The organism is Streptomyces sp. NPDC015220 (assembly GCF_043079345.1).
Taxonomy (GTDB): domain Bacteria; phylum Actinomycetota; class Actinomycetes; order Streptomycetales; family Streptomycetaceae; genus Streptomyces.
Map to the genome: position 1 here is coordinate 22069 of NZ_JBIBUK010000040.1, position 19311 is coordinate 41379.

General features: G+C 72.1%; 17 protein-coding genes. 14 read left to right on the top strand and 3 right to left on the bottom strand.

Annotated elements, in window-relative coordinates; genetic code table 11:
• The first annotated feature begins 26 nt into the window (after positions 1 to 26).
• The 12 genes from ACF061_RS38095 to ACF061_RS38150 all read left to right on the top strand — a co-directional run bounded on the left by ACF061_RS38095 (position 27) and on the right by ACF061_RS38150 (position 12175).
• On the top strand, positions 27 to 980 hold the full coding sequence (locus tag ACF061_RS38095) for a helix-turn-helix transcriptional regulator (RefSeq protein WP_392271605.1): 954 nt from the start codon (positions 27 to 29) through the stop codon (positions 978 to 980).
• 17 nt (positions 981 to 997) lie between these two features.
• Positions 998 to 2086 (top strand): helix-turn-helix transcriptional regulator, encoded by a 1089-nt coding sequence (locus ACF061_RS38100; protein WP_392271606.1) that lies wholly within the window; start codon positions 998 to 1000, stop codon positions 2084 to 2086.
• Positions 2083 to 2376, top strand: coding sequence for a hypothetical protein (locus tag ACF061_RS38105; protein WP_392271607.1), 294 nt, complete (start codon positions 2083 to 2085; stop codon positions 2374 to 2376). Before ACF061_RS38100 ends, ACF061_RS38105 begins: the two co-directional genes overlap by 4 nt.
• 10 nt (positions 2377 to 2386) lie before the next feature.
• Positions 2387 to 2581 carry a hypothetical protein gene (locus ACF061_RS38110; protein WP_392271608.1) on the top strand — a complete coding sequence of 65 codons (195 nt, stop codon included), beginning with the start codon at positions 2387 to 2389 and terminating at the stop codon, positions 2579 to 2581.
• Positions 2582 to 2823: 242 nt separating this feature from the next.
• Positions 2824 to 3108, top strand: coding sequence for a Sec-independent protein translocase subunit TatA (tatA, locus tag ACF061_RS38115; RefSeq protein ID WP_392271609.1), 285 nt, complete (start codon positions 2824 to 2826; stop codon positions 3106 to 3108).
• Positions 3109 to 3155: 47 nt separating this feature from the next.
• A complete protein-coding gene (tatC, locus tag ACF061_RS38120; protein WP_392271610.1) occupies positions 3156 to 4121 on the top strand; it encodes a twin-arginine translocase subunit TatC in 966 nt (321 codons plus the stop codon).
• 178 nt (positions 4122 to 4299) lie between these two features.
• Positions 4300 to 7152, top strand: coding sequence for a DEAD/DEAH box helicase (locus ACF061_RS38125; protein WP_392271611.1), 2853 nt, complete (start codon positions 4300 to 4302; stop codon positions 7150 to 7152).
• A gap of 426 nt (positions 7153 to 7578) precedes the next feature.
• Positions 7579 to 9153, top strand: a complete 1575-nt coding sequence (locus ACF061_RS38130; protein ID WP_392271622.1) for an ATP-binding protein — start codon at positions 7579 to 7581, stop codon at positions 9151 to 9153.
• A complete protein-coding gene (locus tag ACF061_RS38135; RefSeq protein ID WP_392271612.1) occupies positions 9150 to 9557 on the top strand; it encodes a roadblock/LC7 domain-containing protein in 408 nt (135 codons plus the stop codon). The genes ACF061_RS38130 and ACF061_RS38135 overlap by 4 nt, the downstream gene beginning before the upstream one ends.
• Positions 9554 to 9958, top strand: coding sequence for a DUF742 domain-containing protein (locus tag ACF061_RS38140; RefSeq protein WP_392271613.1), 405 nt, complete (start codon positions 9554 to 9556; stop codon positions 9956 to 9958). Before ACF061_RS38135 ends, ACF061_RS38140 begins: the two co-directional genes overlap by 4 nt.
• Entirely contained in the window at positions 9939 to 10559 is a 621-nt protein-coding gene (locus ACF061_RS38145) for an ATP/GTP-binding protein (protein ID WP_392271614.1), read from the top strand. The genes ACF061_RS38140 and ACF061_RS38145 overlap by 20 nt, the downstream gene beginning before the upstream one ends.
• A 38-nt stretch (positions 10560 to 10597) precedes the next feature.
• Complete coding sequence (locus ACF061_RS38150) at positions 10598 to 12175, top strand: cytochrome P450 (protein ID WP_392271615.1); 1578 nt, start codon at positions 10598 to 10600, stop codon at positions 12173 to 12175.
• Between the two features lie 42 nt (positions 12176 to 12217).
• Here ACF061_RS38150 and ACF061_RS38155 read toward each other — a convergent pair whose 3' ends face one another.
• The 3 genes from ACF061_RS38155 to ACF061_RS38165 form a co-directional block, all read right to left on the bottom strand.
• Positions 12218 to 13171 carry an RluA family pseudouridine synthase gene (locus tag ACF061_RS38155; RefSeq protein WP_392271616.1) on the bottom strand — a complete coding sequence of 318 codons (954 nt, stop codon included), beginning with the start codon at positions 13169 to 13171 and terminating at the stop codon, positions 12218 to 12220.
• Positions 13172 to 13348: 177 nt separating this feature from the next.
• Positions 13349 to 14194, bottom strand: a complete 846-nt coding sequence (locus tag ACF061_RS38160) for a siderophore-interacting protein (protein WP_392271617.1) — start codon at positions 14192 to 14194, stop codon at positions 13349 to 13351.
• Between the two features lie 104 nt (positions 14195 to 14298).
• Positions 14299 to 15204: a 5'-3' exonuclease H3TH domain-containing protein gene (locus ACF061_RS38165; RefSeq protein WP_392271623.1), complete on the bottom strand. Its 906-nt coding sequence runs from the start codon at positions 15202 to 15204 to the stop codon at positions 14299 to 14301.
• A 190-nt stretch (positions 15205 to 15394) separates the two neighbouring features.
• On the opposite strand from ACF061_RS38165, the gene ACF061_RS38170 reads away from it, so the two are divergent.
• Positions 15395 to 16510 carry a glycine betaine/L-proline ABC transporter ATP-binding protein gene (locus ACF061_RS38170; protein WP_392271618.1) on the top strand — a complete coding sequence of 372 codons (1116 nt, stop codon included), beginning with the start codon at positions 15395 to 15397 and terminating at the stop codon, positions 16508 to 16510.
• The gene (locus ACF061_RS38175) at positions 16503 to 19118 is read left to right on the top strand and encodes an ABC transporter permease/substrate binding protein (RefSeq protein ID WP_392271619.1); all 2616 of its coding nucleotides are present in this window, start codon (positions 16503 to 16505) and stop codon (positions 19116 to 19118) included. Before ACF061_RS38170 ends, ACF061_RS38175 begins: the two co-directional genes overlap by 8 nt.
• Positions 19119 to 19311 lie beyond the last annotated feature (193 nt).

The window sequence follows — 19311 nt, forward strand, 5'->3', positions numbered from 1 at the left end:
GACCATGAGGAAGGCGAAGGGCATCGATGGCCATTGCCAAGGCCGAGCGGCTGATGAACCTGGCGCTGTGCCTGCTCGGGACGCGCCGGCCGCTCAGCAAGCGCGAGCTGCGTGAGTCCATCGAGGCCTACCTCGAGGCGGGGTCCGACGACTCCTTCAACCGCATGTTCGAGCGGGACAAGGACGACCTGCGTGAGCTGGGGCTGGTCATCGAGACCGTCGAGAACCTGGACGGCGAGATCGGCTACCTCGCCCGCCGCGACAGCAACCGGCTGCCGCCCATCACCCTGGACGCCGAGGAGGCCGCCGCCCTCGGCCTGGCCGCCAAGGTCTGGCAGCAGGCGCGCCTGGCCGGCGCGGCCAGCGGCGCCCTGCAGAAGCTGCGCGCCGCCGGGCTGCCCGAGGACGTCGACCCGTACGAGGCGCACGGCGCGCTGGAGCCGCGCATCCCGGTGCACGAGGCCGCCTTCGAGCCGCTGATGCTGGCCTGCCGGGACCGCCGTCCGGTCGCCTTCGACTACCGCAAGGCCAACGCCGCCCGCCCCGAGACCCGCAACGTCGAGCCGTGGGCGCTGGAGTGCTGGCGCGGCCACTGGTACCTGGCCGGCTTCGACCGCGACCGCGGCGCCGAGCGGGTGTTCCGGCTGTCGCGGATCACCGGCAGGGTCCGCTCGCGCGGGGCCTCCTTCACCGTCCCGGTGCCCGACGTCGTCACCGTCCGGGAGACCGTGGCGGGCTGGGCCGGCGAGATCGCCGACCGCACCGCGCGGATCCGGCTGCGCTCCGGCGCCGGCTACCCGCTGCGGGCGAAGGCCACGGCCGTGCGGGAACTCGGCGACGGCTGGGACGAGTTGACCATCCCGTACGGACACGGACTGGATGCCTGGCTGGTGGAGTTCGGCCCCGACGTGGTGGTCCTGGAACCCGCCGAGCTGCGGGCCGACGTGGTGGACCGGCTGCGTGCCGTGGCCAAGGGCTGAGGGGAGCGAGCGAGACAGTGGCAGGCAAACCGGTCAGGCCCGCGAACGCCATCGACCAGACCCGGCGGATGCTCTCCCTGGTGACCTACCTCAGGGAGCGCCCCGGCGCCCGGATCGAGGACGTGGCGCGCGCCTTCGGCATCACCGAGGACGAGCTGGTCTCGGACCTCGACGTGCTGCCCATGTGCGGCACCAGCTTCCGCGGCGGCGACCTGCTGGACATCGACACCGACGGCGAGCGCATCTGGTGGCACAACCCGGCCGCGCTCGGGGCGGAGGCCGCCGAACCGCTGCGGCTGGCCGCCGACGAGGCGACCGCCCTGCTGGTCGCCGCCCGCGCGGTGGCCACCCTGCCGGGCCTGCGCGAGAGCGACCGGCAGGCCCTGCTGCGGGCGACGGCCAAGGTGGAGACCGCGGCCGGCGAGGCGGCCGGCGCCAGCTCCCGCCTGTCGGTGACCTTCGAGTCCGAGGGTGGCGTCTTCGCCGACGTCGACCGGGCCATCTCCGAGCGCCGCCGGCTGTGGATCCGCTACTACTCGCCGGCCCGCGACGAGGTCACCGAGCGCGAGATCGACCCCATCCGCCTGGTCAGCGTCGGGCACACCTACGTGGAGGCCTGGTGCCGCCGCTCCGAGGCGCGCCGCACCTTCCGGCTCGACCGGGTCGCCGAGATCAGGATCCTCGACGAGCCGTCCGCGCCGCCGGAGGTGGAGCTGCGCGACCTGTCCGAGGCGCTGGTGCAGCCGGCCGCGGAGGACCCGGAGGTCGTCGTCGAGGTCGGCCCGGGAGGCCGCTGGGTCGCCGAGTACTACCCGCACGACAGCGCCGAGGAACTGCCCGAGGGCGGGCTGCGCATCACGTTGCGCACCCCCGACCCGGCGTCGCTGCGGCGCCTGGCACTGCGCCTGGGCCGGGACGGCCGGATCGTCGCGCCGCGCGAGCTGGCCGACAGCGCCCGGCAGGCGGCCCACGAGGCCCTGGCGGCGTACGACGGCGTCGACGCCACCGTGGAGGGTGGGGACCGCCCGGGGCCGGGCGCCCACGGCGGGCGGACGGCGCACGGCGGGCCGGAGGGCCGGGACGACAGGCAGGAGCAGCGGCTGTGAGCGAGTCGGCGACGACGGGGGCGCGGGGGATGTCGGTGGCGGCCGCGTTCGCCGGGATGCGCAGCGCGGCCCCGGTGGTGTTCCGCGCGGGCTGCCCCGACTGCCGGGGCCGCTTCGAGCTGGGCGCGAACGCGCTGCGCCTGGCCATCGGCGCCAGCAGCCGCACCACCTTCTACTCCTTCACCTGCCCCGACTGCGGCGCCGCCGTGCGCAAGCCGGCCGGTGAACGCATCGTGGAGCTGCTCACCGGCGGTGGGGTCAGCACCCTGCGCCTGCAACCGAAGGTCTAGGCTCGCAACCATGTTCTGGCCGATGTTCGCGGTGGCCGCGGGGTTCCTGGGTCTCGCCGTTCTGGGTGTGCTCGCCGTCCGGGTCTTCGTGGAGGCGCGGCGGCTCGGCAGGCAGGTCTCGCAGTCCGCGAGCCGGATCAGCCGGGCCGCGGAGGAGCTGGAGCGGGCGTCCCTGAGCGCCGCCCGGGCCGCGGACTCGCTGTGAGGGCGGCTCCGGCACCCGGTGCGCCATGGCCGGCTGCGCCCCTGTCACGCTGTAGTCCGGGCCAGGTACGCTGCTCGAGCGGACCGGAGAACGAGGCCCGGGCCGCGGACGGGAGTACGCTCAGGGATTGCCTCGTGTTCACCCCTGAGCGTTACGATCGCTGCCAGAACGACCGCTCGGACGGCTGTCCAACCGGTCCGACAGCATCCCACCCAGCCGCCTCGGTGAGAAGGTAAAGACTTATGTTCGGAAGGCTCGGAGCCCCCGAGATCATTCTCATCCTCGTCGTCATCATCCTGCTGTTCGGCGCGAAGAAGCTTCCGGACATGGCGCGCTCGCTCGGCAAGTCCGCCCGTATCCTCAAGAGCGAGGCCAAGGCGATGAAGGATGAGGGTCACACCACCACCTCCGCCCAGGCGCCCGCCGACAACGAGCAGCCTCCCGCGCAGCGCACCATCAAGGCCGCCCCCGGCGACGTGACGAGCTCGCGTCCGGTCGGCGAGCCGTCGGACACCACCCAGCGCTGACGCACGGCCGGACAGCACCGGCCTGCCGCACGAGATGAGGAAGTGGGTTGCTCAAGCCTGCCCGAAAGAAGGAGAAGGATCCCGAGGGGCGGATGCCTCTCGCGGATCACCTTCGTGAGCTCCGCAACCGGCTCGCGAAGGCGTTGCTGGCCGTCGTCCTGGTCACGGTCGTCGCCGCCTTCTTCTACTACGACATCATCAACTTCCTGACCAAGCCGATCCTCCACTCGGTCGGCTGCGGCAAGACCTTCCAGGAACTGGCGAACTCGCCGGCTCCGGCCGACGCCGGCAACTCGGGCAAGTGCGCGCAGATCACGATCAACGGTCTGCTGGCGCCCTTCACCATGGCTCTCCAGGTCTCCCTGATGGCCGGCGTCGTCTTCGCCTCGCCGGTCTGGCTGTACCAGCTGTGGGCCTTCATCGCCCCCGGCCTGCACAAGCACGAGAAGAAGTACGCCTACGCGTTCGTCGGCACCGGCGTCCCCCTCTTCCTGGCCGGCGCGTTCTTCGCCTACAAGGTGCTGCCCACCACGGCGAAGGTGCTTCTCGACTTCACGCCCGCCAACGTCAACAACCTGCTGCCGCTGGACGACCTGCTGCAGCTCGTGACGCGGATGGTGGTCGTCTTCGGCCTCTCCTTCGAGCTGCCGCTGCTGCTGATCATGCTGAACCTCACCGGCATCCTCACCGGCCGGCGCATGCTCGGCTGGTGGCGCGCCATGATCCTCGGCATCACCGTCTTCGCGGCCGTGGCCACGCCCAGCACCGACCCGGTGTCGATGCTGATGCTCGCCGGACCGATCTGGGTGCTGTACTTCGGCGCCGTCGTCTTCTCGCTGCTCAACGACCGCCGCAAGCGCCGCCGGGACGCGGCGGGCCCCGCCGACGACGAGGCCTCCGACCTCGACCTCACCCCCGAGGACATCGGCGAGGTCGAACCCGTCACCGCCAGCCGCGCCCTGCCCGAACAGGCCGGCACGGACCGGGTCAACGGGTACGACGACGTGACCTGAGCCCCGCTCCGGGCAGCGCAGGCGTTCTTCGGCCGCCCGTAGCGGGCGCCGAGCGTCGCCGGGCCGCCACGAGGCGGACGTGGGGCCGGCCGCTCGCCACCGCGAGCGGCCGGCCCCACGCGTGACAGGGGCGTTCCACGGCGGTGGCCCGGGCGGGTCCCGCGCCTGATCGGGATAATTGATCGTCCTGTTGTCAGTGCGGCCCGGTACGCTCGAAAGCACGATGACAGAGGACCTCTCACCGGCCGAGCGGTACGCGGCAGCGCGCAGGCGAGCTGCCGAGCAGGCCACCGCGCTCGCGGGCTTCCGCGAGATGTACGACTTCGGCCTCGACCCCTTCCAGATCGAGGCCTGCCAGGCCCTCGAGGAGGGCAAGGGCGTGCTGGTCGCCGCACCCACCGGATCCGGCAAGACGATCGTGGGCGAGTTCGCCGTCCACCTCGCCCTCCAGCAGGGCCGCAAGTGCTTCTACACGACACCCATCAAGGCGCTGTCGAACCAGAAGTACTCCGACCTGTGCCGACGCTACGGCAGCGGCAAGGTCGGCCTGCTCACCGGCGACAACAGCCTCAACTCCGACGCCCCGGTGGTCGTGATGACCACCGAGGTGCTGCGGAACATGCTGTACGCCGGCTCCCAGACCCTGCGCGGCCTCGGCTACGTGGTGATGGACGAGGTGCACTACCTCTCCGACCGCTTCCGCGGCGCCGTGTGGGAGGAAGTGATCATCCACCTGCCCGAGTCGGTGACCCTGGTGTCGCTGTCGGCGACCGTGTCCAACGCCGAGGAGTTCGGCGACTGGCTGGACACCGTCCGCGGGGACACCCAGGTGATCGTCTCCGAGCACCGTCCCGTGCCGCTGTTCCAGCACGTACTGGCCGGGCGCCGGATGTACGACCTGTTCGAGGAGGGCGAGGGCCACCGCAAGGCCGTCAACCCCGACCTCACGCGCATGGCCCGCATGGAGGCCAGCCGCCCGTCCTACCAGGACCGCAGGCGGGGCCGCGCCATGCGCGAGGCGGACCGCGAGCGCGAGCGCAGACAGCGCTCCCGGATCTGGACGCCCAGCCGCCCGGAGGTCATCGAACGGCTCGACGCCGAGGGCCTGCTGCCCGCGATCACCTTCATCTTCAGCCGTGCCGCCTGCGAGGCCGCCGTCCAGCAGTGCCTGTACGCGGGCCTCAGGCTGAACGACGAGGAGGCGCGCGACCAGGTGCGCGCCCTGGTCGAGGAGCGCACCGCCGCCATCCCGCCCGAGGACCTGCACGTCCTCGGCTACTACGAGTGGCTGGAGGGCCTGGAGCGGGGCATCGCCGCCCACCACGCCGGCATGCTGCCGACCTTCAAGGAGGTCGTCGAGGAACTGTTCGTGCGCGGTCTGGTCAAGGCGGTCTTCGCCACCGAGACCCTGGCCCTGGGCATCAACATGCCGGCCCGCTCGGTGGTGCTGGAAAAGCTCGTGAAGTGGAACGGCGAGCAGCACGCCGACATCACCCCCGGCGAGTACACGCAGCTGACCGGCCGGGCCGGACGCCGCGGCATCGACGTCGAGGGCCACGCGGTGGTGCTGTGGCAGCGCGGGATGAACCCCGACCAGGTGGCGGGACTGGCGGGCACGCGCACGTACCCGCTGCGCTCCAGCTTCAAGCCGTCGTACAACATGGCGGTCAACCTGGTCGAGCAGTTCGGCCGGCACCGCTCCCGCGAGCTGCTGGAGACCTCCTTCGCGCAGTTCCAGGCCGACAAGTCCGTGGTCGGGATCTCCCGGCAGGTGCAGCGCAACGAGGAGGGGCTGGCCGGCTACAAGGAGTCGATGACCTGCCACCTCGGTGACTTCGACGAGTACATGCGACTGCGCCGGGAGCTGAAGGACCGCGAGACCGAGCTGGCGCGGCAGGGCGCCGGCCAGCGGCGCGCCGAGGCGGCCGTCGCCCTGGAGAGGCTCAGGCCCGGTGACGTCATCCACGTCCCCACCGGCAAGTACGCGGGCCTGGCGCTGGTCCTGGACCCGGGCCTGCCGGCCGGGCGGTCCAACGGCCACCGCGGCTTCGATCAGCACGACGGCCCGCGTCCGCTCGTGCTGACCGCCGAGCGGCAGGTCAAGCGGCTGGCGGCGATCGACTTCCCGGTGCCCGTGGAGGCGCTGGAGCGGATGCGGATCCCCAAGTCCTTCAACCCGCGCTCCCCGCAGTCCCGCCGTGACCTGGCCTCCGCACTGCGTACCAAGGCCGGGCACATCGTGCCGGACCGGCACCGCAAGCGCCGCTCCCAGGCGGCCGACGACCGGGAGATCGTGCGGCTGCGCGCCGCCCTGCGCGCCCACCCGTGCCACGGGTGCAACGACCGTGAGGATCACGCCCGCTGGGCCGAGCGCCACCACCGGCTGCTGCGCGACACCAAGCAGTTGGAGCACCGCATCGAGGGCCGTACGAACACCATCGCGCGCACCTTCGACCGCATCGTGGCGCTGCTCACCGAGCTCGACTACCTGCGGGGCAACGAGGTGACCGAGCACGGCAAGCGGCTCGCCAGGCTCTACGGCGAGCTCGACCTGCTCGCCAGCGAGTGCCTGCGCGAGGGCGTCTGGGAGGGCCTGGGCCCGGCCGAACTCGCGGCGTGCGTCTCGGCGTTGGTCTACGAGGCCCGGGTCTCCGACGATGCCATGGCGCCCAAGCTGCCCTCGGGCAAGGTGAAGGCGGCGCTCGGTGAGATGGTGCGCATCTGGGGCCGGCTGGACGCGGTGGAGGAGGAGTTCCGCATCCGGCAGACCGAGGGCGTCGGCCAGCGCGAACCCGACCTCGGCTTCGCCTGGGCCGCGTACATGTGGGCCTCGGGCAAGGGCCTCGACGAGGTGCTGCGCGAGGCGGAGATGCCGGCCGGTGACTTCGTGCGCTGGTGCAAGCAGGTCATCGACGTTCTCGGACAGATCTCGGCGGCCGCTCCGACGGAGGGCTCGACGGTGGCCAGGAACGCGCGCAAGGCGGTCGAGGGACTGCTGCGGGGAGTGGTCGCCTACTCGTCGGTCGGGTGACGCCCGCCGGCCCGGGGCCCGGGGCGTGACGGTGTACGGCTGAGCCGGACACGGTCACGCCCCACCGTGCTTTTTCCACCCTTCACGGTGAGTGGATCCCGCACGCCTGCACGACATCACGCTTCGCGTTCGAATGCTGTCGCAGAGTGTAAATAACCAGAGCATACTCCTGCCCCGTGCCCCGGTTCAGGTGCTTGCCCAAGGTGACACGGCGATGATCCGGTCGGACTAGGCTCGCCCGCAGCGCACCGAGTTGAGATGCGTTCGTGCGCTTGTTCCCGAATGCCCCAGGCATTCCGTAGATCCCGACCGTCCCATGACACGCCCCACTGGAAGCTGCCCCGAACCCCAGCCGACCCGTCTCAGAGGGCTTACATCGTGAGTGTTCAATCGCCCCCCGGCGGCCGCGAACTCCCCTACGCACGCGTGCTGTTGCTGCCTGCCGTACTGATGGTGGCGGCCTCCGCGGCCGCCGTCGCCCTGGTGACGGACCCGGCCCGCCCGGCCGTCGGCTGGTGCGGCGCCGTCGCCACCCTGCTGGTGCTCGTCACCGCCGCCGAAGCGGTGCGCCGCGGCCGCGTCATCCGGGAGCAGCGGGCCGAGCACGCCCGGCACACCGACTTCCTGGAGCGGCGCATCGCCGCCCACGACGAGGAGGTCTCCTACCTCGGCACGGAGATCCTGCCCGCCTCGGTCGCCCATCTGCGCGCCGGTCACACCCCGCGCGAGGTCATGCGGGACATCATCGACGGCGACCCCGAGTGGTGCCGGATCCCCGAGTCGCAGCGTGAGGTGGTGCGCATGATCCTGCGGATCGTGGACCACGAGGAGAACATGCGCGACTCCACGCAGCGTTCCTTCGTCAGCATCGCCCGGCGCGTCCAGGCGATCGTGCACCAGCAGGCCAGGGAACTGCGGGAGATGGAGGAGGACCACGGCCGCAGCCCCGAGGTCTTCGACGACCTGCTGCGCATCGACCACGGCACCGCGCTGATCGGCCGCCTCGCCGACTCCGTCTCCGTCCTCGGCGGCGGCCGGCCCGGCCGCCAGTGGCCCAACCCGGTCACGCTCTACAGCGTGCTGCGCGGCGCCATGTCCCGGATCCTGGAGTACCGCCGCATCGAGCTGCACTCCATCGCCAAGGTCAACATCAAGGGCACCGACGTCGAGCCGGTCATCCACGCCGCCGCCGAACTCCTCGACAACGCCACCCGCTACTCCCCGCCGCACACCAAGGTGCACGTCACCGCGGTCGAGGTGCAGACCGGCGTCGCCATCGAGATCGAGGACGGCGGCGTCAGCCTCAACGAGGAGTCCCGCGGCCGGATCGAGCGGATGCTCGAGGCCGCCAAGGCCGGGAAGGACCTGCAGCAGCTGGGGGAGAGCCCCCGGCTGGGCCTCGCGGTCGTGGGCCGGCTGTGCACGGCCTACAAGATGCAGATCTCCCTGCGGTCCTCCGCCTACGGCGGGGTCCGTGCCGTCCTGGTCGTGCCCGGCGACATGATGACCACCGATCCGGCGCCCGGACTCGCCCACGGCATCGGCGCCACCTCCATCCCGCTGCCCGGCGCCGACGCCGTCGAGGGGCCCAAGCGCGCCCCCAAGAAGCGCCGCCCCACCAGCCCGCGCGTTCCCGTCCCGGTGCCGTCCGAGGACGAGATCCCCGTGGTCACCGAATGGACCGCGGGCGGCCTGCCGCAGCGCCGCAGCAAGGTCACCGTCCCGCTCAGCCGGCGCATCACCGAACAGGCCGCCGCCGAGCGCGCCGAGCGGGAGGGCCGGCCCCAGCCCTCGTCCGGGTGGGCCGCGCCGCGACCCGAGCCCTCGCCCGCCGGGGACGAACCCGAACCCGGCCTGTGGGTCGAGGCCTTCTGGGACGGCCTCAGGAAGGACAACCCGGGCCCCGACCCGACCGCGTTCACGCAGGACCCGACCGCTTTCACGCACCTGATCGAGAAGCCGGCCCGCGCCGAGGCCGACGACGAGGGGGACCTCAAGTGATCCAGCAGCGAGCCAACTTCGACTGGATGCTCAAGGAGCTCAACGACGGTGTGCCGGGCATCGAGATGATCGTGGTGCTCTCGGCCGACGGCCTGCGCATCGCCCGTTACGGCGGCGACCCCGACGCCGCGGACCGGGTCGCCGCGGCCTGCGCCGGACTGCAGAGCCTGGCGACCGCCGTCGCCGTCGAGATCCCGAACAGCGACGGCAGGATGAAGCTGGTCGTCATCGAGATCAACGGCGGCTACTTCTACCTGATGTCCGCCGGCGCCAACGCCTACCTCGCGGTGCTCGCCGACGTCCGGACCGAACCCGGGCTGATGAGCGCCCGCATGCGCGACCTCGTGGTCCGCATCGGCGCCCACCTGACCAGTCCGCCCCGCCGCAACGGGCAGACCGTATGACGCCTCCGCGACGCCTGAGGCGCCACCCCGCACCCGGCCCGCAGCCCGCCGAACCCGCCGCGGGAGGCGAGGAGAAGAACCCCGAGCGGCTGTACGTGGTCGCCGGTCCGGGGGAGGACGGCGCCCGCGCCGCCCTCGACCTGGTGACACTGATCGTGGCACGCGCCGATCCTCCCCCTGCCGCGACCCCGGAGCAGGCGGCACTGCTGCGGCTGTGCGCCGCCCCGCTGTCCGTGGCCGAACTCTCGGCCTACCTCAACCTGCCGTTCAGCGCGATGACGGTCCTGATCACCGAGCTGCTGACGGCCGAACTGGTGCAGGCGCGCGCCCCCGTCGTCCGCCGGGCGGTGCCCGACCGTTCCCTCCTCGAAGCGGTGATGCATGGACTTCAACGGCTCTGACACCCTGCCCGGTCCCCGGACCGAGGACCATCTGCCGCACACGGCCGAGGCCGCGGCCAAGATCGTCATCGTCGGGGGCTTCGGGGTGGGCAAGACCACCATGGTCGGCTCGGTCAGTGAGATCAGGCCGCTGACCACCGAGGAGACCATGACCCAGGCCGGCGTCGGCGTCGACGACGACTACGGCTCCGACTCCAAGACGGCCACCACCGTGGCGATGGACTTCGGCCGCATCAGCATCACCGACCAACTGGTGCTCTACCTCTTCGGCACCCCCGGCCAGCAGCGCTTCTGGTTCCTGTGGAACGGCCTGTTCGAGGGGACGCTCGGCGCGGTCGTCCTGGTCGACACCCGGCGCCTGGAGGTCAGCTTCGACGTCATGGGGCGGCTGGAGGAGCGCGGCGTGCCCTTCGTCGTGGCCATCAACTCCTTCCCGGACGCGCCCCGTTACCCGATCGCCGAACTGCGTGCGGCGCTCGACCTGGCCGAGGAGGTCCCGATGGTCGAGTGCGACGTGCGCCGCCGGGCCTCCAGCCGGGACGTGCTGCTGACCCTGATGCGCTTCCTGCACTCCCTCGCCATCACCCGCTCGCCCGGCTGAACCGACCCCCGCTCCCTTCCGTCCCGAAAGCGACCGCTGTGACGCCTGAACCCCATTACCCGGCCGGTCCGGACGACCGCGCCTTCGCGCCCCCGCCCGGCTGCCCCGCGCACGGCACCGGACCCGGCGGGCTGCACCGGCTCCACGAGGTGCGGGACCTCCGCGCGCTGTACCGGCGACTGCGGGACGAGTACGGCCCGGTGGCGCCCGTGCTGCTCCACGACGACGTACCGATCTGGGTGGTCCTCGGCCACGCCGAGAACCTGCACATGGTGCGCACGCCCTCGCAGTTCACCCGGGACAGCCGCGTCTGGACCCCGCTCGACGACGGCCGGATCAAGCCCGACCACCCGCTCATGCCGCACTTCGCCTGGCAGCCGGTCTGCTCCTACGCCGAGGGCGACGAGCACAAACGCCTGCGCGGCGCGGTCACCGGCGCCGTGGAGACCATCGACCACCGCGGGCTGCGCCGTCACATCGGCCGCGCGACACAGCGCCTGGTCAACCGGTTCTGCGAGGTGGGCCGCGCCGATCTCGTCGACCAGTTCGCCGAACACCTGCCGATGGCGGTCATGTGCGAGGTCCTCGGCATGCCCGAGGAGTACAACGACCGGATCGTGCAGGCCGCCCGCGACATGCTCAAGGGCACCGAGACCGCGATCGCCAGCAACGAGTACATCATGGACTGCCTGCGGCGGCTCACCGCCCGCCGCCGGGCCCGGCCCGAGGACGACTTCACCAGTCGTCTCATCAGCCATCCGGCGGACCTGAGCGACGACGAGGTCGGCCAGCACCTGAGGGTCGTGCTCATCGCCTCCTACGAGGCCACCGCCAACCTGCTGGCCAACACCCTCCGCCGGGTGCTGACCGATCCAGGCTTCCGCGCCCAGCTCAACGGCGGGCAGATGACGGTGGAGCAGGCGGTCGAGCAGTCCCTGTGGGACGAGCCGCCGTTCAGCACCATCCTCGGTTACTTCGCCAAGCAGGACACGGAGCTCGGCGGCCGGCGCATCCGCCGGGGCGACGGGCTGCTGCTCGGCATCGCGCCGGCCAACGTCGACCCGCGGGTGCGCCCCGATCTGTCGGCGGACATGCAGGGCAACCGCTCCCACCTCGCCTTCAGCGGCGGCCCGCACGAGTGTCCCGGGCAGGACATCGGCCGCGCCATCGCCGACGTGGGCGTCGACAAACTGCTGATGCGGCTGCCGGACATCCGGCTCGACTGCCCCGAGGAGGAACTGCGCTGGACGGAGTCGATCGCCTCGCAGCACCTGGTGGAACTGCCGGTGCGGTTCTCCCCGCGGCCGCAGCAGGACGTGAGGTCGCAGCCGAGCCACACCCCGATGCCGGTCCCGCAGCAGCGCGCCGCCTGGGAGATCGGCACCGTGCGCGGGCCCGCGCCGGCCGCCGGGTCCCCGGACGGGCGGGAGGCCGGCACCGGCGCGCCGGGACCGGCGCGGCCCCGGCGGCCCGCGCCCGCACGAGCCCCGCTCACCGGGCAGGGCTCCGCGCCGCTCACCGGGCAGGACGCCGCACGGCCCGGCACGGCGGCCACCGACCGGACCCGTCCGGCCGGTCACTGGCAGCGCTTCCTGCGCTGGTGGCGCGGCGAGTGACCGGTGTGCGCCGGGCGGGACCCGTACCGCACCGGCCGGCGCTCACCGGCCGGCGGCCCACTCCCGGTGGTCGGACCACGCCCTAAGGACCCGTGTGCTGCGGAAGCTGTGCTCCACCCCGGTGACCGGGTCGGTGAACTCCAGCTCCCGCGCCAGCAGTTGCAGTGGGCGCCGGAAGTCGCCGGCCGGTGTGGGGGCGGTCACCACCGGGTAGAGCGGGTCACCGAGGATCGGCACGCCGAGCGCGGTCATGTGCACCCGCAGCTGGTGCGTCTGCCCGGTGTGGGGAACCAGCCGGTACCGGGCCGGCCCGTCCACCCGGTGCTCGACGAGTTCCACGTCCGTGACCGCGTTCGGCTCGCCCGCCACCTCCCGGGCGGTCAGCACCCCGCGTTCCTTCACGATCCGGCTGCGCACCGTACGGGGCAGGACGAGCCCGGGGGCGTACGGCGCGACGGCCTCGTACTCCTTGCGCACCCGGCGGTCCCGGAACAGCGTCTGGTAGGCGCCTCGCTCCTCGGGCCGCACCGTGAAGAGCACCAGTCCGGCGGTGAGCCGGTCCAGCCGGTGCGCCGCGCCGAGCGCGGGGATCCCCAGCTCGCGGCGGAGCCGGGCCAGCGCGGTCTCGGCGACGTGCGAGCCGCGCGGGGTGGTGGCGAGGAAGTGCGGCTTGTCCACGACGACGATGTGCTCGTCACGGTGGACCACCTCCAGCGGGAAGGGCACCGGCACCTCGTCGGGCAGTTCCCGGTGGAACCAGACGAACATCCCCGGCTGGTACGGCGCGTCGGGCGCCACCGCCCGCCCGTCGGCCGCGACGACCCGCCCGGCGTCGAACATCGCCTCGACCGCTCCGGGGGCCGCCCCCGACAGCCGCTCCACCAGATGTTCCCGCACGGTCGCCCACGCCCCCTCGGCGGGCAGCCGGACCCGCACCGGGTCCACCCCGTGGCGCTGGGGCAGGGGAGCGGGCGGAATGCGGGTCCTGCGTCTCATCAGCCGAAGCCTACGAGGCGGCGCGCCGCCGGGGGAAACGCCTGGTCCCGTCGCCCGTCGCCCGTCGCAGGGTGCGGAGCGCGTCGGCTCCCGCCGGCCAGCGGGCTTTCTTCTCGCACACGCGGAACGTCGGACAGGGGCGGCGCCCGTCGCGGCGCCGCCCCTGTCCGGCAGGTCTCACGCGGCCGGCGCCGCGCCCTCCTGCTCGGCCTCGATCCGGGCGTTCCAGTCCCGCTTGGCGGCCTGCCAGCCGTCCTCGTTGTGGCCCAGGCGCCAGTACCCGGAGATCGACAGGTCCTCGCGCGGGACCTCACGCTCCACTCGCAGCAGCCGGCGCAGCTCCTTCACGAAGCCGGCCTCGCCGTGCACGAACGCGTGCACCCGTCCCTCGGGGAACTCCATGGCCCGTACGGCCTCGACCAGGGCCTCGCCGACCGGACGGTCCCCGCGGTGCAGCCAGACCACCTCCACGTCGGAGTCGATCTTCTGCTCCTCCTCGGGGCCGGAGACCTCGACGAAGGCGCGGGCCGTGGCGCCCTCGGGCAACGCCTCCAGCGAGCGGGCGATCGCCGGCAGGGCGCTCTCGTCACCGGCGAGCAGGTGCCAGTCGGCGCTCGCGTCGGGCGCGTAGGCTCCGCCGGGCCCCAGGAAGCGCACCGTCTCGCCCGGCCTGGCCAGCAGCGACCACGGTCCGGCCAGGCCCTCGTCGCCGTGCACCACGAAGTCCAGGGTCAGCTCCCGGTGCTCGGGGTCCCAGGCGCGCACGGTGTAGGTCCGGGTGACCGGCCACTGCTCGCGCGGGAACTCCTCGCGGATCCGCTGCATGTCGAACGGCTCGGGGTAGACGACGCCCTCGGCCGGGAACAGCAGCTTCACGTAATGGTCCGTGCAGGTCGCGGCCGAGAAGTCGGCCAGGCCCTCGCCGCCGAGTACCACGCGCTGCATGTGCGGGGTCAGCCGTTCGGTGCGGACGACCTGCGCGGTGTGGGCCCTTCGCGGCTTGCGCGCCGGACGTTCTGCCATGACGGCCTCCCAGTTCCCCATGCTTAGGCTTACCTAAGTTAGCATCTCCGTCCGGTGGGCACCTCGTCCATGGGATTTTTCCGAACGCGCGTCGTCGGCGGCCGTCACGCCCCCAGCGTGGCGAGCAGCCGCCGCAGGGAGCCGCCCAGCCCCCAGCGGCCGGCCAGCTCCTCCAGCGCGGCCGGGTCGCGCGGGCCCCGCGGCAGCGCCGTACCGACAACCGGCAACGGGACGTCGGCCGCGACGCGCACCACCTTCGGCGCCACCGCCAGGTACGGCCCGGCCTCGGTGAGCCGCTTGCGCTGCGACGGGGTGAGCTTCGCCTTCGGATCGTCGACGGCCGCCAGGATCCCGGCCAGGTCGCCGAAGTCGGCGAGCAGTCTGGCGGCGGTCTTCTCCCCGATGCCGGGCACGCCCGGCAGTCCGTCGCTCGGGTCGCCGCGCAGCAGCGCCAGATCCGCGTACCCGCTGCCGCCGACCCCATACTTCTCCCGCAGCACCGCCTCGTCGGTGCTCTGGAGGGTGCCCACCCCCTTGACCGGGTACAGCACGCGCACCCCGCGCGCGTCGTCCACCAGCTGGTACAGGTCGCGGTCGCCGGTGACGATGTCCACCGGGCCCGTCGCCCGCGCGGTGAACGTGCCGATCACGTCGTCCGCCTCGTACCCGGGGACGCCCACGCGTGCGATGCCGACGGCGTCCAGGACCGCCTCGATCACCGGGACCTGCGGGGAGAGCGTGTCCGGCACCTCCTCCGCGTCCGGGCCGCTCGCGTGCTCCTCGGCGACCCGGTGCGCCTTGTAGGAGGGGATCAGCTCCACCCGCCACTTCGGCCGCCAGTCCGCGTCCATGCAGGCCACCAGGTGGTCGGGGCGGTGGTCCTTGACCAGGCGGTCGATGAAGTCGAGCAGTCCGCGCACGGCGTTCACCGGCGTGCCGTCCGGGGCCCTGACCGACTCCGGGACGCCGAAGTAGGCGCGGAAGTACAGGGAGGCGGTGTCGAGGAGCATCAGTCGTCCGGTCACGCCCCGCATCATGCCGTACGCCACCGACAACGGACCGGTGCGATGTGATGCGGACCACTTTTGTGTTTGCCCCAGGGGGCCCTGGGCAGGCGCGCGGCCGAGTGAAGGTAGTTGCGTTATTCAACTGTTACTGATCCTTCGCACCGGTCCCTGTCCCCGACGAGAGAGAGTGCGCGTGGCATCCAGGCTTGAGGCCGAACACCTGTACAAAGTGTTCGGCAGACGACCGGACGACGGAGTGGAGAGGCTCCGGCGGGGCGCCGACCGGGAGGAGCTGCGCGCCGACGGCACCACCGCCGCCGTGATCGACGCCTCCTTCACGGTGGACCCCGGCCAGATCTTCGTGGTGATGGGACTGTCCGGCTCGGGCAAGTCCACCCTGCTGCGCATGCTGAACGGGCTGCTGGAGCCCACCGCCGGCCAGGTCCGCTTCGACGGTCAGGACCTGACCGCGCTGAGCGACCGCGAGCTGCGCGAGGTCCGCTCCAGGAAGATCAGCATGGTCTTCCAGCACTTCGCGCTCTTCCCGCACCGCAGCGTCCGCGAGAACGCCGCCTACGGACTGGAAGTGCAGGGCGTGCCCCGCGCCGAGCGCGGGCACCGCGCCGACGAGGCGCTCGCCCTGTGCGGCCTGGCCGGCTGGGAGGACTCCTGGCCCGACGAGCTCTCCGGCGGCATGCAGCAGCGCGTCGGCCTCGCCCGCGCGCTCGCCACCGACGCCGACCTGCTGCTGATGGACGAGTCCTTCAGCGCACTGGACCCGCTGATCCGCCGCGACATGCAGGACCAGCTCCTCCAACTCCAGCGGACCCTGAAGAAGACCATCGTCTTCATCACCCACGACCTCAACGAGGCCATGCGCCTGGGCGACCGCATCGCCGTCATGCGGGACGGCCGGATCGTGCAGACCGGCACCGCCGAGGACATCCTGCTGCGCCCCGCCGACGACTACGTCGCCTCCTTCACCCGGGACGTCGACCGCTCGCGCGTGCTGACCGCCGAGGCGGTCATGGACCGGGACGTGCGCGGCGACGAGGCCGACTGCGGCTGCGAGACCGCGACGCCGGACACCCCGTTCACCGAGCTGTGCGCGATCAGCGCCCGCCTGTCCCACCCCGTCGCCGTGCTGGACGCGCACCGCGCCCTGGTCGGAGTGGTGCCGCGGCAGCGCCTCGTCTCCTTCCTCGGCGACGAGACGGCAGAGGAGAGCGGACCGGCCGAGCCGGCCGCCCCCGTGACCTGCGACGGGCCCCGGCGCAAGGACGGCGGGAAGGTGGTGGCCCGTGCCTAGGATTCCGCTCGGCGACTGGGTCAACTCCGCGGTCGACTGGCTGCTCGCCCACATGGCCTGGCTCTTCGACTTCTTCAAGACCGTGTTCACCGGCGCCTACGACGGCATCGACGCCGTCCTCCAGGCGCCCGAGCCGCTGCTGCTCGCGGGCATCCTCGCGGTGCTCGCCTGGTGGCTGCGCGGAGCCTTCGCCGGTGTCCTCACCTTCGTGGGCTTCGCCTTCATCGACTCCATGGAGCTGTGGTCGGACGCGATGACGACCCTGTCGCTCGTCCTGGTCGCCACCCTCATCGCCCTGGTCGTCTCGGTGCCGGTCGGCATCTGGGCGGCCCGCTCCGACCGGGTCAGCGCCGTCGTCCGCCCGGTGCTGGACTTCATGCAGACGCTGCCCGCGATGATCTACCTCATCCCGGCCATCCTGTTCTTCGGCACGGGCGCCTCCGCGGGCATCGTCGCCACCCTGATCTTCGCCCTCGCACCCGGTGTGCGCATGACGGAGCTGGGCATCCGGCAGGTCGACAAGGAACTCGTCGAGGCGGCCGAGGCGTTCGGCACCACGCCCCGGGACACGCTGCTGCGCGTCCAGCTGCCGCTGGCGCTGCCCACCGTGATGGCCGGCGTCAACCAGGTGATCATGCTCGGCCTCTCCATGGCCGCCATCGCCGGCATGGTCGGCACCGGCGGCCTCGGCGGCGACGTCAACGAGGCCATCGGCCAGCTCAACGTCGGCCTCGGCTCCGAGGCGGGCGTCGCCATCGTGATCCTCGCGATCTACCTCGACCGGATGACCGGCGCGCTGGGCACCCAGGTCTCGCCGCTCGGCCGGCGCGCCGCCGCCAGGGCGCGGGCCGCCAAGGGCCTGAAGATCTGGTCCTACCGGCCGCAGCCCCAGATCGCGGTGATCGGCGTGGTGGTCCTCGCCCTGGTCGCGGGCGGCATGGGCGTCTTCGGCGGCGGCGGCACCTCCGCGGCCAGCGCGGACGGGCAGGACGTCGGCAAGGGCAAGAAACTCACCATCGGCTACATCCCCTGGGACGAGGGCGTCGCCTCCACCTACCTGTGGAAGGAGATCCTCGAACAGCGCGGCTACCGGGTGGAGGCACGGCAGTTCGACGCCGGACCGCTCTACACCTCCCTCGCGCAGGGCAGCGTCGACTTCGAGACCGACTCCTGGCTGCCGATCACCCACGCCCAGTACTGGAAGAAGTACGGCAAGCAGCTCGACGACCTGGGTTCCTGGTACGGCCCCACGTCGCTGGAGCTGGCCGTGCCGTCGTACATGAAGGACGTCGACTCGCTCGGCGACCTCAAGGGCAAGGCGTCCCGCTTCGGCGGGAAGATCACCGGTATCGAGTCCAGCGCCGGCGAGATGGCCCTGCTCAAGAGCAAGGTCCTCAAGGAGTACGGCCTCGACAAGGAGTACAAGGTCGTCGACAGCTCCACGCCCGCGATGCTGGCCGAGCTGAAGCGCGCCTACGGCAAGAAGGAACCGATCGTCGTCCCGCTCTGGTCGCCGCACTGGGCGTACAACGACTACGACCTGAAGAAGCTGAAGGACCCCAAGGGCGCCTGGGGCAAGGGCGACGGCGTGCACACCCTGTCCCGCAAGGGCTTCACGGCCGACAACCCGGTCGTCGGCACCTGGCTGAAGAACTTCGAGCTGGACGAGAAGCAGCTCACCAGCCTGGAGGCGGAGATCAACAAGGCGGGCAAGGGCCGGCAGCAGGACGCCGTGCGCACCTGGCTGAAGTCCCACCCCGGCCTCGTCGACAAGCTGGCCCCGCTGCCCGGCGGAACGGGCGCCAAGCCGGCCGAGGCCTCCCGCACCCTGAACGTCGCCTGGTTCCCGTGGGACGAGGACATCGCCGTCACCCGTCTGTGGAAGCACGTCCTGGAGCGCCGCGGATACCGGCTGAACCTGAAGCAGATGGACGTCGGTCCGGTCTACACCGGCCTGGCCGGCGGTGACATCGACCTCAACTTCGACGCCTGGCTGCCGTACGCCCAGAAGAACTACTGGGACAAGAGCAAGGACAGGCTCAAGGACCTCGGCACCTGGTACCGGCCGACCTCCCTGGAGATCGCCGTGCCCTCCTACGTCAAGGACGTGAAGTCCCTCGAGGACCTCAAGGGCAAGTCCTCCCTCTTCGACGGGAAGATCATCGGCATCGAGCCGGGCACCGGCGAGATGGACCTGCTCAAGACCAAGGTCCTGCCCGGCTACGGCCTGGACAAGGAGTACAAGGTCGTCGACGGCTCCACGCCGGCCATGCTCGCCGAGCTCAAGCGCGCGTACGCCGCGAAGAAGCCGGTCGCCGTCGTGCTGTGGTCACCGCACTGGGCGTACAGCCGCTACGAGCTGACCAAGCTGAAGGACGACCGGAAGCTCTTCGGCGTGGGCAACACCATCCGCACCATCTCCAGTGAGCGGTTCCCCGGGCAGTACCCGCAGCTCACCAAGTGGATCAAGAACTTCAGGATGAGCGAGGACGAGCTCGGCAGCCTGGAGAGCGAGATCAACAAGCGCGGTCAGGGACACGAGGACGAGGCGGTCGACGCCTGGCTCGTGCAGCACCCGGACGTCGAGCGGCGGATGACCTCGGCATGACCTCCCGGTGACCGCCGTGCCGTACGGAGCGCCCGTACGGCACGGCGCCCCCGGCCGTACGAGGGCGGGGCGGGGGGCCCCCCGGGGCCCCCCCCCCCGCCCCCGCCCCCCCGCCGCGGGGGCCGCCCCCCCCCCCGCGGCCCCCCCCCCCCCCCAAGCCCCCCACCCCCCCCGCGCCAGCCCCCCCCCCCCC